The 16,960-nt window shown below is 32.2% G+C and carries 11 protein-coding genes; 9 read left to right on the forward strand and 2 right to left on the reverse strand.

The features are described from left to right. Positions 1-15: 15 nt before the first annotated feature. Complete coding sequence (gene groL / locus ABXG81_RS01455; RefSeq protein ID WP_117521874.1) at positions 16-1,632, forward strand: chaperonin GroEL; 1,617 nt, start codon at positions 16-18, stop codon at positions 1,630-1,632. Positions 1,633-2,002: 370 nt separating this feature from the next. Beyond that, positions 2,003-3,043, forward strand: coding sequence for a [FeFe] hydrogenase H-cluster radical SAM maturase HydE (gene hydE, locus ABXG81_RS01460; RefSeq protein WP_353528943.1), 1,041 nt, complete (start codon positions 2,003-2,005; stop codon positions 3,041-3,043). A gap of 94 nt (positions 3,044-3,137) precedes the next feature. Here the strand turns inward: hydE and hydF are convergent, their stop codons facing one another. Both hydF and hydG read right to left on the reverse strand, forming a co-directional pair. Further along, complete coding sequence (gene hydF, locus ABXG81_RS01465; RefSeq protein ID WP_353528944.1) at positions 3,138-4,295, reverse strand: [FeFe] hydrogenase H-cluster maturation GTPase HydF; 1,158 nt, start codon at positions 4,293-4,295, stop codon at positions 3,138-3,140. Further along, the gene (gene hydG / locus ABXG81_RS01470) at positions 4,292-5,710 is read right to left on the reverse strand and encodes a [FeFe] hydrogenase H-cluster radical SAM maturase HydG (protein WP_117521871.1); all 1,419 of its coding nucleotides are present in this window, start codon (positions 5,708-5,710) and stop codon (positions 4,292-4,294) included. Before hydG ends, hydF begins: the two co-directional genes overlap by 4 nt. A gap of 278 nt (positions 5,711-5,988) precedes the next feature. Here hydG and ABXG81_RS01475 point away from each other — a divergent pair, with 278 nt between their 5' ends. From ABXG81_RS01475 to lepB, 7 genes are all read left to right on the forward strand, one after another. Then, positions 5,989-8,157: a SpaA isopeptide-forming pilin-related protein gene (locus ABXG81_RS01475; protein ID WP_353528945.1), complete on the forward strand. Its 2,169-nt coding sequence runs from the start codon at positions 5,989-5,991 to the stop codon at positions 8,155-8,157. Between the two features lie 100 nt (positions 8,158-8,257). Beyond that, positions 8,258-9,328, forward strand: coding sequence for a class C sortase (locus ABXG81_RS01480; protein WP_288223367.1), 1,071 nt, complete (start codon positions 8,258-8,260; stop codon positions 9,326-9,328). Beyond that, positions 9,321-10,202, forward strand: coding sequence for a class C sortase (locus ABXG81_RS01485; protein ID WP_353528946.1), 882 nt, complete (start codon positions 9,321-9,323; stop codon positions 10,200-10,202). The genes ABXG81_RS01480 and ABXG81_RS01485 overlap by 8 nt, the downstream gene beginning before the upstream one ends. After that, positions 10,171-11,073: a class C sortase gene (locus ABXG81_RS01490; protein WP_353528947.1), complete on the forward strand. Its 903-nt coding sequence runs from the start codon at positions 10,171-10,173 to the stop codon at positions 11,071-11,073. The genes ABXG81_RS01485 and ABXG81_RS01490 overlap by 32 nt, the downstream gene beginning before the upstream one ends. A gap of 597 nt (positions 11,074-11,670) precedes the next feature. Then, on the forward strand, positions 11,671-16,146 hold the full coding sequence (locus ABXG81_RS01495; RefSeq protein WP_353528948.1) for an InlB B-repeat-containing protein: 4,476 nt from the start codon (positions 11,671-11,673) through the stop codon (positions 16,144-16,146). Continuing rightward, positions 16,139-16,354, forward strand: a complete 216-nt coding sequence (locus ABXG81_RS01500) for a hypothetical protein (protein ID WP_117521865.1) — start codon at positions 16,139-16,141, stop codon at positions 16,352-16,354. The genes ABXG81_RS01495 and ABXG81_RS01500 overlap by 8 nt, the downstream gene beginning before the upstream one ends. Next, the gene (lepB, locus tag ABXG81_RS01505; RefSeq protein WP_117521864.1) at positions 16,347-16,952 is read left to right on the forward strand and encodes a signal peptidase I; all 606 of its coding nucleotides are present in this window, start codon (positions 16,347-16,349) and stop codon (positions 16,950-16,952) included. The genes ABXG81_RS01500 and lepB overlap by 8 nt, the downstream gene beginning before the upstream one ends. Positions 16,953-16,960: the final 8 nt, after the last annotated feature.

A 16,960-nucleotide genomic window follows, 5' to 3' on the forward strand; every position in this document is an offset into this window, starting at 1 on the left:
AAAGGATAAACTATAATGGCTAAAGAAATTAATTATGGTAAAGAAGCACGTGATGGTTTAGAACGTGGCATTGATAAATTAGCAAATGCTGTAAAAGTTACTCTTGGACCAAAAGGACGTAATGTAGTTCTTGATAAATCCTATGGCGCACCAACAATTACAAATGATGGAGTAACAATTGCTCAAGAAATCGAGCTTGAAGATAGATTTGAAAATATGGGAGCTCAACTTGTAAAAGAAGTTGCTACCAAGACAAATGATGTAGCAGGTGATGGTACAACAACAGCTACAGTGTTAGCTCAAGCAATCATCAAAGAAGGACTTAAAAATTTAGCAGCTGGAGCAAATCCAATTGTTTTAAATAAAGGACTAAAAAAAGCAACTGATACTACAGTTGACTACATCAAGGAAAATTCTAAAGATATAGTAGATAAACAAGCCATAGAAAACGTAGGCACAATATCATCTGCAGATCCAGAAATTGGTAAATTTATTGCTGATGCTATGGAAAAAGTAGGCAATGATGGAGTTATCACAGTTGAAGAATCTAGAACAACTGATACTTACCTAGATGTAGTAGAAGGTATGCAATTTGATAAAGGATACCTATCACCATATATGGCAACAGATGATGAAAAAATGGTTGCAGAATTAGATGATCCATATATCTTATTAACAGATAAGAAAATTTCAAATATCCAAGATCTATTACCGCTATTAGAACAAATAGTTCAAGAATCTCGTCCTTTATTAATCATAGCTGATGATGTAGAAGGAGAGGCACTAACAACACTTATCCTAAATAAGTTAAGAGGAACATTTAATGTTGTAGCAGTAAAGGCACCAGGTTATGGTGATAGACGTAAGGCAATGCTTGAAGATATAGCAATCCTTACAGGAGCAACAGTAGTATCAGAAGACCTAAATATGGATCTTAAAGATACAGAAATCTCTATGCTAGGATCAGCTAAAAAAGCTAAAGTTGATAAAGACAATACAACATTAGTAGAAGGAAAAGGTGATAAGAATGCTCTAGAAGAAAGAGTAAGCCTAATCCGTCAACAAATTGAATCAGAAGAAAGCTCATATGAAATAGAAAAACTTCAAGAAAGAGTAGCAAAACTTGCAGGTGGAGTTGCAGTAATCAACGTAGGTGCAGCAACAGAAACAGAAATGCAAGAGAAGAAATACAGAATTGAAGATGCTCTATCAGCTACAAGAGCAGCTGTAGAAGAAGGTATAGTTGCAGGTGGTGGAGTAGTTCTTATAGGAGCTATCGAAAAAGTAACAGATCTAAAAGATAGTCTTGAAGGGGACGAAAAAACAGGTGCAACAATCATAGAGAAGGCCCTAGAAGCACCATTACGTCAAATAGTAGAAAATGCAGGAATGGACGGATCAGTAATAGTTCAAAACGTAAAAGAATCTGGCAAAGACGAAGGTTACGATGCTTATAATGATCAATATGTAAATATGTTTGACGCAGGTATAGTAGAACCAACAAAAGTAACAAGAAGCGCTCTACAAAATGCAGTCAGTGTATCAGGAATGATACTTACAACAGAAGCAGCAGTAGCAGACATTCCAGAAGAAGAACCAGAAATGCCAGCAGGCATGCCTGGAATGTATTAAGCAGACTAGTCCAGCTAAGGGAAAATCCTAGATAGAATGATCTTCTAAAGCAAGGATCAATTTCTGCTTATTTTAAGGGGTTTTAAAGTTAAAAAATATAAATAATCAATCGAAAACTGGACATAAAAGTCCAGTTTTTCTATGCTTATAATTTCTTAGTATCTATTTATATCGAACGGACGAATAGAGTTTAGAAATCCTTAATCTTATTCAAACATTAACACCTATCCATTTTAACCGAGCATAGTTAGCGGAGAAATCTATATAGTATCTTTCTATTTTTTTAAATTTGTAAATTTTAAAAAATAATTATTACTACTTCACTTGGAAATATTAGACAAGTCATCATCTTGATTGTTATAATATAATCATGGAAAGCTTAAAGAATACTGAATACTATTCAGACCAAACTTTGAAAAATTGGATAGAAAATGAGTCTATGAACGAGGCTCTTGCAAATAAAGCGGATTCAATACGTCGAAACATATATGGAGATGATGTTTATATAAGAGGACTAATAGAGTTCTCTAATTTCTGCAAAAATGATTGCTTTTATTGTGGAATAAGAAAGTCTAATAAAAATGTAGAAAGGTATAGGCTATTACCACAAGAAATCATAGATTGTGCAGATATTGGTTATAAATTAGGATTTAGAACCTATGTTATGCAAAGTGGTGAGGATACATATTATACTGATGATATGATTGTAGAAATAGTTGAGAAGGTAAAGGAAAATCATTCTGATACTGCAATAACTCTTTCCTTAGGTGAGAAATCTTATGATTCATATAAAAGATTTTATGATGCCGGTGCTGATAGATACTTACTTCGTGAAGAAACATCGGATAGAGAACATTATAGCAAACTTCATCCCTCTTTTATGAGCTTTGATCATAGGAGAGAGGCTTTATGGCAATTAAAGGAAATAGGTTATCAAGTAGGTGGAGGATTTATGGTAGATAGTCCTTACCAAACTACAGAAAACCTTATAGCAGATCTTAGGTTTCTACAAGAGCTAGAGCCGGATATGATAGGAATTGGTCCTTACCTAAGAAGTGTGGATACGCCATTTAAAGATTTTAACGATGGATCATTTACAAAAACCTTGAGATTAGTATCGGTACTTAGAATTCTATTTCCTTATGCTTTAATCCCAGCAACAACAGCTCTAGGTACAATTAATCCCTTAGGCCGTGAAATGGGACTTAAAGCAGGAGCAAATGTTCTAATGCCAAATTTATCTCCAAGCATGTATAGGAAACAATATCAACTATATGACAATAAGATCTGTACAGGAGATGAAGCAGCAGAATGTAAAGCTTGTCTAAGTCTTAGAGTGGATAAATCTGGATATAAGATTGTTACGGATAAGGGAGATGTTATAACAAGACAAAAAAATTTGGTATTTTAGTTTGTAATGAATACAATTTATTGAATTTACATCTAAGAAAATAGGTCAAGAAATCTTTTGTTTAAGTAATTACTGAAAAAAATAGACTTCCAAGTTAAACTTGGTAGTCTATTTTGTCTAATATCCCCTTTAAATACGCTATAGTTATTCCATAATTTGTCATTGGGATAGCTTTTTCTTTGCATTTTTTTACCCTGGAAATGACACTTGCTCTATTAAACATACATGAGCCGCATTCTATTATTAGATCATATTTTTCTATATCTGGGAAATCTTCTCCTCTAGCAAAGTCTATATTTACATCTGGATATTTTGATTTTAACATTTTGGGGATCTTTACAGTTCCTATGTCTTCTTCTATAGGTGGATGAGTACAGACTTCTGCTATTAGGATATTGTCAATCTCATGATCTAGAACTTTTACAGATTCCATAAAGTAGCTTACATCACCCTTAAATCCACTCATTAATACTGAAAAGCTAGTTAGTCTACTTTCTTCTGGCTTTAATTTATAAACATCTAAAAAAACTTTGGAATCGGTTATTATCAAATCTGGTGGATTTTTTAAACTTTTTATACAATTTTCAAAGTTTTCTAAGCTTGTTGAAATGCAAGTTGTATTTTTATCTATAAGTTCCCTTATAGTCATAACTTGTGGCTTTATAAGTCTATCTTTAGGGGCTGCCTTATCCTGTGGCATAACGAGCACTACAGTATCGCCTTTATCTACTAAGTTTCCTGTTATGGATGGTTTTTTATTATCTTCTTTTTCTTGATAAATATCTCTGATTATATCAAATAATTTATATTTATCATTACTTGTCCTATCTATTGGGATAGGTTTAAGATCCTTAAATTTTTCTAAGATTTTAACTCCCTCATCTAAGTCTTGTTTAGGAGCCACATATATAATTGGTTTATTTTCTTTTTTTAAACTTTCTATAAAGCTTAGATCATCATCAGTACTTAGAAGATATAAAAATATATCGGCTTTATCTATAACTTTTATAGACTTTTCTACACGCTCATTTGAAAGATTTGTTTTGTCATTTATACCAGCTGTATCTATAAAAAGAACAGGTCCTAGGCCATGGATTTCCATGGCTTTTTTTATAGGATCTGTTGTTGTACCATGAGTTTTCGATACTATGGCGGTATCTTCTCCCGTTAGGTAATTTAAAAGAGTGGATTTACCAGAGTTTGTGTTACCGAATATGGCTATATGAACTCTTTCTCCTTGTGATGCTCTCATATATACAGATCTCTTTGGCCGTTTTTTACAGCAATAAGGTTTTTCCTTGTTTCTTCTTGAACATCTTTGCTTGGGATATTATTTATTTCTTTATCTATAAGATTTTCTATATCAGATTTTGTTTTTGGACTAGCATAATCTATTGCATATTCTTCCAAAGTTGTTAAAGCATTAGGATGACAAATATTACCAATGCCTTGTTTTTTAACCATACCCATAAATACTTCACCTGTTCGACCCTTTCTGTAGCAAGCGGTACAGAATGAAGGTATATGATTTTTCTCTATTAGCCAATCAACTACTTCATCTAATGTTCTATTATCTGATAATTCAAATTGATCACTACCCTTTGTTACATTTTCTGTATAGCCACCAACAGCAGTTTTTGAACCTCCGGATATTTGACTGATACCTAGTTCAAGTAGTTTTCCTCTAACCTTTTCACTTTCACGAGTTGAGACTATCATTCCTGTATAAGGAGCTGCAATTCGTATGCAAGCAACTAATTTCTCAAACATATCATCAGATAGGGAATTGTCAAACTCATCAGGATCTATATCATCAGCAGGTTGTATACGTGGAACGGATATTGTATGTGGTCCAACATTATACTTAGCCTCTAGGTGCTCTGCGTGCATCAATTGACCTATAAATTCGTATTCGTAAGAGTCTAGACCATATAGTACTCCTAATCCTAGATCGTCTATGCCACCTTCCATAGCTCTATCATGAGCTGTTGTGTGGTAGTTATAGTCTGATTTTGGTCCGTAAGCATGCAAGTTTTCATATTTTTCTTTATTGTATGTTTCCTGGAAGAGTATGTATGTTCCTATTTCTGCATCGTGAAGCTTTTTATAGTTTTCTATTGTAGTTGCAGCAATATTTACATTTACTCTTCTTATAGAACCATTTTTGTGATGAATATTATAGATTGTATCAATAGATTCCAGAATGTATTCTATTGGGTTGTTGATAGGATCTTCACCAGTTTCTAGGGCAAGTCTCTTATGTCCCATATCTTGAAGAGCTATTACTTGTTCACGTATTTCATCTTGTGTAAGCTTTTTGCGAGGTATGTGCTTGTTTTGTCCGTGGTAAGGGCAATATGTACACCCGTTTACACAGTAATTTGAGAGATATAGGGGAGCAAATAGTACTATACGATTAGCATAGAATTTAAGCTTAAGCTCTTTTGCGGTTTTTAAAATTTCTTTGTTCAAATCATCTTCCGCACATGATAGTAGTACAAAAGCTTCTTTGTGTGATAGGCCTTTTGCCTTTTTTGCCTTTTCTAATATATCTATAATCAATGCTCTATTGTGAGCGTTAGCTCTACCATAGTCAATTGTTTCTAAAATTTCTTCATTATTAATAAACTCAGCTGGATCTGAGCTTTTTGGATCATATTTTACCATAAAATCTCCTTTCTTGTATTTAATTATAATACTTATTTAATAGGAGAATCAAATATAAATTATCATTGTGTTTAAATAAGGCTAGTAAAACTTCGAAAAATCAAATACTTATGCTTATGGAAATAGATTTTAGAAATCTTAATTTTTATTATAAAATTATCTAAATGTGAGCAGTAGGTAATTGTATATTCCCTACTTTTAAGATATAATATAGCTGAATAAGTCTATTTAAAATTATTTTAAATACATAAAACAGAAAAAATTAAGAGGAGTTAACTATGTTAGGCAAGAAAAAACCAAGAATACTAGCAGGATTTCTGAGCATTTTTATGCTTTTACAAGTTCTACTAATGCCTATATCAATGGCTGCTAGTACAGAAGATATCACAAATAATGGGAATTTAACAATAAAAATTCCTAGACAAGGTGAGGATAATAAAACTAATAAGCAAAGAGAACTAGCATATTTTAAGTTATCTGATAAAGAATTCAAAAAAGAGGAACTTTTAGAAATAGCAAAAAAATATGATTCTTTATCTATGGATGAAATTACAAAAGAACTAGGAGAAGGAACTCTCGTTAAATCTAACTTAAATCAAGATTCAAGTGGTTCATCTTATGATATTATAAATCTAACCGGTCTAGAACCTGGTGCTTATCTTTTCAAAGAAACTGAAGAATCTACTAAAAATCATCAATATAGTATAAACACTTTCGCTCAAATGACTTATGAGGGAGATATTGATGTCAATGAAATTATTCCAAAACTAACAGAAAGAAAACCACAATCACTAAGACTTCATAAAATAGGATATGATAAAGAAAATGATCAAAAGACAATTGATCTAGAGGGTGTAAAGTTTAATCTTCTCAATAAAGACGGCAAAGTTTTAAATTTTACCAAAACAAAAGAAGGCATTTATAACTTTACTGAGAATGAACAGGGAGCAATCCAAGAATTAGTAACTGATGCTAATGGTAGAATAGAAGTCAATAACCTTGAAAGCGGTGATTATACCTTTAGAGAAATTGAAACATTAGAAGGTTTTGAAATAAGAGAAGCTGATACTAACATAAATTATGATAGATTTCAAGAAAATGAAGTAACAGTTGCTAACTATAGACCTAAAGAAGTTAAACTTCACCTTCATAAGACAGATGGCCAAACAGGTGACAATCTAGAAGGAGTTGGATTTAGACTTTATGTAAAATCTGGGGATACATACACTCCAGTTGGTATAAATGAAGATGGAAGTTACGTTTCAGATAAAAATATTGATCATGTATTTAAAACAAATAAAGATGGTAACATCATATTAGATAAATTGCCAGAATTAGCTCCTGCAAATAGCTATGTGTTTAGAGAAGTAGAGCCACTAGATGGTTATGTAAGCTCAGATGATGTTCTTTATAAGGCAGAAAAAGATAAAGTTTTAGAAGTTAAAAACTACAAAGAAAAAAATGAACTCAAGCTTAAAAAGATCGATTCTAAAACAAAGGATCCTTTAGATAGAGTAGGTTTTGAGTTATATAGAAAAAAAGTTATTGATAATGATGCTGATAAAACAGTAACTACCGAAGATCAAAGAGTAGGATTAATTGGTGATGCCGGTAAGTATGAATTTAATGAATCAGCAGCAGAGTCAGAACAAGTTTTCCAATTATATACAGATGGTAATGGTGAAATAGTAGTAGAGGGACTACCAGAAGGTGAGTATTACTTTAAGGAGAACGAACCTCTAGAAGATTACAATATAAGAGATAATCAGGGTAAGGAATCTGAGAGACTTAGCAGAGCCAAACCTACATTTACTATGGAAAATCTTCCAAAGAATCCTAAACTAGTTCCACCAGATTCAAAAAATAAGAAAAAAGGCTCACAGAACTTCGTAAAGGTGGATAATAGCAAGACACCTAAGAGACTTGAAGGGGCACTTTTTGCTGTTTATTCTGTAGATAAAAAAGGAGAGGCAACTCCTTATGAAGTTGATGGCAAGAGGCTTACTATTAAGTCTGGTTCAAATGGCGAGTTTAAAGTAAAAGATTTGCCTTATGGGGATTACTATCTAAGAGAAACAGCAGCTCCAGAAGGATATGTGTTAGATGTAAATCCAGTAAAATTTACTATTTCAGAAAAGTCAGAAACAGCTGAAGCAAAGTTTATAGTAAATAAGCGTAATCCAAATGCAACACCTCCAGGATCAAACATCCCACCAAAAACACCATCATCAACACCACCAACTACAAGAAGTTCTGTACCGCCATCAGCAACACCTCCATCAACAAGATATTATGTACCAAAAAATAAACCAGGTATTCCAAGAGGACCACTTGTAAAAACAGGTGATATTAGAATAATAATACTTGTAGTATTAGGACTAATAATGATAATAGGCGGAAGTCATCTAGTAAGAAAATCAGAAAAGACTCAAAGAAGTTTAGCCTAAGTCTTATTACAAGAATTAAGCTAAGAACAATTACAAATTAACATAAAAAGGGTCTCTATTGTGAGACCCTTTTTAAAATGATAGCTAATAGAGAGGGTATATGGCTTTTAAAAAGAAAAAACAAAATACAAAAGAAAATCTGAATAAGTCAGATTCTAAAAAAAAGGTCAAAAAGAAAAAAAAGCCTCAATCAAAAGCATCAAAGTGGATTTGGAGATTTATATTTCTAATTGGTTTGGCTGTTATGCTGTACCCAGCAATTAACCGTATATATTATCGTGTTGATTCTGGTAATCAATTAGATACTTTTAAATCAGGTACAGATCAACTTTCAACAGAAGAAATTAAAAGGCGTATTGACCTAGCCCATGCCTACAATGAGTCACTAACAGGTGATATAGCAGATGATCCTTACACCAGAAAAAAACAAGAAGAGGGACGTAAGGAATACGCTCGTATGTTAGAAGTTGCTGAGATGATAGGACATGTTGAAATACCGAGGATTAACCAAGACCTACCTATCTATGCAGGTACTAGCGAAGATATTTTACAAAAGGGTGTAGGCCATTTGGAGGGCACATCTCTTCCGGTAGGAGGTAATAGTACACATTCAGTTCTTACTGCTCACTCAGGTCTCCCTGAGGCTACGCTTTTTACCAATCTTAGAGAATTAGAAATTGGAGATAAGTTTTACGTACACAATATCGAAGGAGTCATGGCCTACCAAGTTGATCAAATAAAAGTAGTAGAACCATCGAACTTCAATGATTTATTAGTATCTCCAGGTCATGATTATGTTACACTTTTAACTTGTACACCGTTAATGATTAACACACATAGACTTTTAGTAAGGGGGCACAGAGTACCATACGTACCTGCTGTGGATGAAGAATTGATTAGAACAAATAAAGCAAATTGGATATTTAGAATACTATTTTTTGTAGCTCTTTTCTTAATCTTGGTACTTATAATTAGACTTATCAAGCTTAGAAGAGAAAACAAAGATTACTATGCTAGACTTGAAGAAATACGTAAAGAACAAGAAAATCTAAAAAATATGTTTATGAACGGCAGAGCTAATACTAACAGATCAAATTCAACTGGCACAGACATGTTTGAGCAAATGAGAAATACCTCAGATAAAGATTCAAGCGGAGATATGAATGAATAGAAAAGATAGAATTAAGAAAAACTTACCATTTTTTTTAATCTTTATCACAGGACTTATAATTTTTGCTTATCCATTAATAAGTCAAAAGTATTATGAGATAGAGTCTGAGGGAGAGGTTGTCGAGTTTAAGAAAGAAAGTGATAGTACAAATAAGGAAGAAATTGCTAAACGTATGGATCTTGCTCGCGCTTATAACCGTACATTAGACCCAGCTAGGCTTGCTGATCCCTTCACGCAAAAAGAAAAGGAAGGACGAGCTGAATATGCTAGAATGCTTGAAATAAATGAAATGTTAGGTCACGTTGAGATACCTAAGATTGGTCAAGATTTACCAATATATGCTGGAACTAGTGATGAAGTTTTAGAAAAAGGATGTGGCCACCTTGAAGGTACATCCTTACCAATTGGAGGTAATAATACTCATACAGTTATTACGGGGCATAGAGGACTTCCTAGTGCTAAACTTTTTAGAAATCTTGATCAACTTGTAGAAGGTGATGTATTTTATATACACAATATTGAGGATACACTTGCATATCAAGTGGATAAGATACAAGTTGTAGATCCATCTGATTTTCAGCCGGTATTAGTAGAAGAAGGTCATGATTATGCAACTCTTTTAACTTGTACACCTTATATGATTAATTCTCATAGGCTTCTAGTAAGAGGCCATAGAATCCCTTATCAAGAAGCTATAGACGATGGAGTAGCCAATACAAAGAGTCAGAAATACGACTTTTTCCAATTATTTTTGATAATGTTACCATTGGTGGCTCTGCTTATAATATTTGTTATTAAAGAACATAGAAGAAGAAGCTCTCTTAGAAATGAGGTAAATACCATTGAAGAATCGATTAAAACTTACAAAAAGTAGTACTATTGGATACTTACTTATCCTAGTAGGATTGCTTTTTATAACTATTCCACTTACAAGAAGAACAATAAATGATTATTCTGCAAGGCAATCACAAAAAAAATTCGAAAAACTTCAAAATCAAAGAGATAAAGCAGAAGTAGAAGAGGAAAATGCCAATGCAAAAGAATACAATCAAACTGTAAGAGATAGTGATATAACAGTATCAGATCCATTTACAACAGAGGACTATCAAACAAGATATGCAAAATTTACCAAAACAAATGTTCCGTTTGCCTATCTTTCTATTCCAAAACTAGATAAGTACTTGCCTTTGTATCTAGATGCGACCCTAGACCATATATCAAGAGGGGTAGCACAAGTGGATGGGTCATCTATACCAGTTGGCGGAGCTGGAACAAGATCAGTGATAGCAGGTCATAGAGGCTGGTGGACTGATACATACTTCCTATATATAAATCAATTAAAAGAGGGTGACTATGTGTATGTAGAAAGAGCAGAACAAACCATGCGCTATGTAGTTCATGATAAGGAAGTAATTGATCCTTATGATTGGGACAAGTTAGTTCCAAGAGGAGATGCAGATATCATAACTCTTATGACCTGTAGTCCTTTTATGCCACCAAGACCAAATAGACTTTTAGTAAATTGCTATAGAGATGAAGGTGCTATAGCAGAGGAATTTGCTATACCAGGTAAAGAATTGCCACAAAGTGAGAATGAACAAAATAGCTTAGCAAAAACAGATAAGATGGTAAGAATGACTAGAGTTGCTACTTTAGTATTTGCAGTATTAGGAATAATATTATTTATCCTGACCCTTATAAGATTTATAAAAAGATTAAAAGTGAATATAGAGTCAACTAAGTAAGATCGACCACCCATTTCGATAAAATAAAGTGAGCGGAAAGATATAAAGTATATGAAATAACTTTCTTCACTCCGATTTATTCGAAGAGGGTGGATTTTTATTTTTCTTATTATTTTCCTGTTGACTGAGTAAAAATATAGTTGGAATTTACTATATTTGCAAAAGATACATCATATTTTATTAAACTTTTATAAAATGGTAAACAATATAAAGGAGAGGGAAAATATGTAAATATACTTTTTAAATATTGCTTAATCATAGCTTACTGGAAGATTAAGACTATATAAAGAATTTTGCTAATCTTTATTGAATTTGCTATGTTTTTTGATAATAACAAGAATAACTTAATAATTTGGGTAATTATGATATAAGAACGAACAAAAATCTGGTAATTCCTAGTGAAATACTAGTGTAAATGTTTTAACTTTTAAATGGGGATGTCTCAATATTTTGTTAAGTAAAATCAATGTAAAAAGTTGATGATAAGGATTGAAATATGTATAAAATGTGGTAAAATTTAGTTAAAGTTTAATCTAATAATGATTCAAATAATAAAATAAAAATCATAACTTAATTAAGAAAGGGGGACTGCTGCATTTGAGATATAAGTTAATGTCTGCAATTATGGCTCTTTCTATTTTTATATCTTCAACTATTACTCCACTTACAGCTAGCAAAGCTTATGCTAGTGACCAAGTAGATAATATTCCAAGCATCATAGAAGAAGAAAGTAACGAAGAAAACAATGAAGAATTGCCGATAGACTCCACTAACTCAGAACTTGCTAAGCCCGATATAAAGGAGTCAAAAGATAATGGCGAGCAAGAGACAATGTCTGATTCTAAAGAAAAAGAACCTGAAGTGAAAACAGAAGAAGCACAAGAAGTAGAAGAAAAAAAAGATGTTATAAATACAGAAGAACATGAAAAGATAATAAATAAATCTTTAAGTGCAAATTTATATGAAGATGGGTCTTATAAAGCACTTAGCGATGCAGATGTTGATATAAAGATCACAGGCCCTATGCCAGAAAGCTCTTATATTAAGGCATATAAGCTAAAGAATCCAATAAACGATCCTAAAGAGGAAAATGTATTAGCCTTTGGATTTGAAATATTTTATGGTGATGATACAAAGTATGATAAGAAAGACTCGGATGTATATAAAATAGAGATAAAATCAAGCGAATTAAAAGATATTAATTCAATTTTCCTTTATGACAAAAATAAAAAAGGAAAAAAATTTAAAGCAAGAGATGACTTTATAAAACAAGCTAATTTAATAAGACTTGAAAGTAAAGTAAATGAATTTGCTATTACTAAGGAAATTAAAGTAAATGAAGAGAAGCTTGATCCTAAAGAAAAATCAGAGACTAAAAATAAGCAGGTCTCATCTATAGTAAAGGAAGTAGAAAGCTTAGATAAGGGTAATTCTTTAGAGGAAAAAGAAAGTGTTGATAAAACAAAAGAGTTGTTAGAAAACTTTACTAAAAAGGAAACGACATCTAATAAAAAAGAAGATGAAAAATCAGATCTAGTAATAGAAAGCTTGAGAAAAGAATTCATAGCATCTAAAAATGATAAGTACAAAGACAAAGTCTATGCTGAAAAACCTTCTGATACAAATAATGCTAATGTAGAAAATACTAATAAACTTAGTTATCAACAATTATTGGCTGAAATATACACAGATCAATCTTATACAGATAAGACAAATGATAATACAAAAATAAAAGTATCAGGTCAATTGCCAGCAAATACTAAAGTTAAAGCATATCCAGTAGAAATAAAAATAGATGGCAAAGAAGTACTTGCTGCTTATGATATTACAATATTTGATCAAGATGGCAATGAATATAAAACTGATGAAAAAAACAATATCAAAGTTCAAATAAGTAATCCTAAAATTGATAAAGCAGAAAATATAGAGGTTTATCATAAGAAAGATGAAATATCACAAGAAGAAAAAGTAAACCTTGAAGATAAGACTAATGATACAGTAACATTTGATGCAGATAGTTTTTCTATATATGCGGTTACAGAGCCAGAAGCTAAGACTATTACCTTTATATTTTTAAATAGAGATAGTAAAGGTGATAGAAATGTTTGGGATGTTCAAAAAGTTAGAGATGGAGAAAAGCTAATACAACCAGAACTACCAATATTTTCTTATAAAGGTAAATTTGAAGGTTGGCATTATTACGATTATGATAGTCCAAATAAAGAAGAAAAAGATAGATTTGGTGCAAAGTTTGATTTTGATAAGCCTGTAGAAGTTAATGCAAATTCTCCTAAAGTTATTTATCTAAAAGGTTTATATCCTGACGTAGTGTATGTCAATTTTATAGATAGAAAAGCCTATAAAAAATCTGATGGTAGTACTGGATATAAGAATGAAGTGTTAACTATAAATGAAGTTAACTTTGGTGAAAAGATAAAAACAGACAATGTACCAGTTTTACCAGAAGAATCAGGAACAGTATTCTCGCATTGGTCAACAAAACCTGATGGTCCACCATTTGACTTTAGTAAGCAAATAAATAAGGATACAGTAAAAGAACTACGTGGCAATGCAAATTATATTGAGTTAGATTTATACGCTGTCTATAAAAAAGCATATACAGTAACATTTGATTCTCAAGGTGGAACACATGTTAATAAGCAGATAGTATATAGTGGAGATAAAGTACAATTTAGTGATTTAACTAAGCCAGTTAAGCCGGGATATGAATTTAAATATTGGTCTACTACAAAAGGTGGCAGTCAATTTAGTCAAACTACTCCTATCACTAAAGATATAACCTTATATGCAGTGTATACACCACTAAATGTAAAATATACTATTAATCATTGGTTGGAAAATGCTGATGATGATGGATATTCTTTAAATCAATCAGAAACTAAAACAGCCAATGCTGGTACTCTTACTAATAAAGATTCTAGTAATTATAAACTTTCTAGTAGTATTCAAAAAAAAGAAGGAATGGTATATGACCATGCTGATAGTCAAAAAGTTATAAGGGGAGATGGCGGAACTGAAATAAACCTTTATTACAAAAGACAAAGATTTCAATATAAGATATTTACAGGCTTATGGCCAATTATACACTATATAGTAAATGAAGATGTAAAGTGGGGAGCTGATACGACTCCTTATTATAACCGTGCTAAACAAATTCTAGGGGATGGAGTAAGTTTTAAAGAAGATAGCGTCCTAGGACAAATGGTTACTTATCCGGTAAGAATGCCAAAAGAAAATTATACTTTAAGAGCTTGGAATGATGGGAAGAATGAATGGAATGTTAGAATAATTGATTTAGAAACTAATGATCTTATTAGGCTAGACCAACAAACTTCTCATTTAGACTCCGAAAGCCAAGGCTATACTGGAGGGGAGCTAATACCTGGTTACACTTTCCAATATGTAGAAAGCACTGGTAATAAATTTGCAAGGCCAAGAAAAGTTCATCCTAATGGCGGTACATCAGAATTACCAGAAGTATGGGTTTACTATATCAGAAATAGACATACATTAACATTTTCTTCCAATGGTAGTGGAAATGATATAACAAGAAGCAATGTTCCGTATGATGATAACCTAGAAAAATATGTTCCTGATAATTATATAATAGGGCAAACTAAGAATTCTGATGGAAAGATTTTTGCAGGTTGGTATGACAATTCATCTGGCTCTGGAAAGCCAATAGATTTTTCTAAGATGACTATGCCGGATAATGATATAAAAGTATATGCAAAATGGGAAAATCCAACCTATACAGTTACAGCCTATAAGCAAAGGAACAATCCAAATGCTGGTATCATAGAGCAAAAAGTTAAAGAAGGAGATACAGTAGATAAAAGTAAGTTGTCAGCTGATAAACCTCCAATTGCTCAAAAAACACCTGGATCAGAACTTAGATGGTATGCCTATATAAATGGAGCTATAACAGAGTACAACTTCTCTGAACCAGTTACTAGTGATATATACCTATATCCTGTATGGGTTGCCCCAGAAGGGAATGAACTAAGGCCACTATCACAAATATATAAAGTAAGGTATAAGGCTCCTACTGCTGATGGAGGATACGCTGAATACTCTGATCCATTTGAATATGTAAACAATGCCGAAGCAATAGTTCTCCCACCATATATAGATGGTAAATATCAATTCCCAGATGGAAAAACAATTGCTATGCCAAAGGATCAAGTATTCCAAGGTTGGGTAATTGATCCTAACTCAACCTATACAACAGTAAAAGATCAGACTATGCTAAAAAGAGTTTATCAGCCAGGAGATATAGTAAATGTTATTGGAGATATAATGTTTGTCCCATTATTAAATGAATATGACATTACAACTTTGACATTAAAAGAAACTGGACCAGATGGTACTAAATTAGATGATGTTGTGTATTCTACTAGAGAACATGATTTAAATTTACCTCCTGACATACATGATAATCGTGGCGATGAAGATTTGAGAAAAAATGATATAGTAACTCTCCCAGATCCACAAGCTAAAAATGCAGGTTGGCATAAATTTTTAGGATGGTCGACAACTGAAGATGGTAAAAACGGCAAAATCTTTAAGCCTGGAGAAAAAGTTTTATTAACCAACGAGGATCTACCAAATATATTGTATGGAGTATGGGAAAAAGGGCATACTATCACAATAGAAAATCAAGTAGATCAAAGCTTGAATTCCCAAGATGATCTTAAATTTGAGCTTTCCTATATGCTAGGAGATAAAAATTATAAAGAAGAATATACAATTCCATCTAATGGCAATAAAGACATAGAAGTGCCTTTAGAAGCAAGTAATATTCAAATAAAATCTCAATCAAAAAATAGGGTTATATTTAATTATAAAGAACAAACAATAGAAGGAAATACTCTAACAATAGGCTCAATTGATTCAGATATTAAAGTTGTGGTAAAAACAGAACCACTTCCTGTTCCAACAGGCATAATCGATGACATAGCCCCTATGGCACTAATGCTAGCCCTAGCTAGCATGGCTTTTGCATATAGATTATATAAAAAAATTAAATTAGCAGGGGGGATTGATGGATGAATTAGAAAATATTGAAAAATTTTTAAAAGATTTGAAGTTTAAAAAGCAAACTTTTGGAGGGGTATCTGAAAGCGATGCATTGGTGAAAATCCAGCAGCTTTCAGACCTTTACTTACAAGCTTTTAATAATCAAAAAATTAAGTATGAATCAATACTTGATGAAAAAGACAAAGAACTAAGACGATTAAGAGAGAATAGCAATGAGTAAAAAAATCAAATTTACTCAAGCGGATAGTAAAACCTCGCAAGCTAATTTAGATTTTACTGAAATAAATAAAATTATCAGACAAAAGCGAGTTAATGTCTCAAATAAAAATGCAATTAGAAGTTTTTTTAAGAAATTATTATTAATCATCTTAGTATTGTGGTTGTTGTTCACTTTCATATTTGGATTTTTTGTAGTCTATAATGACGATATGTTTCCAAAAATGGTACCAAGTGACTTGTTGATGTACTACAGGCTCGACCATAATTATTATGTCGGCGATGTAGTAGTGGTAGGTAAAAATGATGCGGACTATGCGCTACGAATAGTAGCAAGTGGTGGAGATGTAGTAGATATCTCCGAAGAAGGACAGCTGATAATAAACGGATCATATCAAGCAGAAGATCAGATATTTTATCCAACAGGCCAGTATGAAGAAACTAGTACAGACATAAAGTTTCCTATAAAACTTAAAGAAGATGAAATATTTGCCCTAGGAGATATGAGAAGAGGAGCTAAAGATAGCAGATATTTTGGTTCAGTAACTAGAAAAGAAATAAAGGGAAAAGTATTTGCCCTTTATAGAAGAAGTAATTTTTAATAATATAA

It is taken from the genome of Anaerococcus nagyae, assembly GCF_040364225.1.
Classification (GTDB): domain Bacteria; phylum Bacillota; class Clostridia; order Tissierellales; family Peptoniphilaceae; genus Anaerococcus; species Anaerococcus nagyae.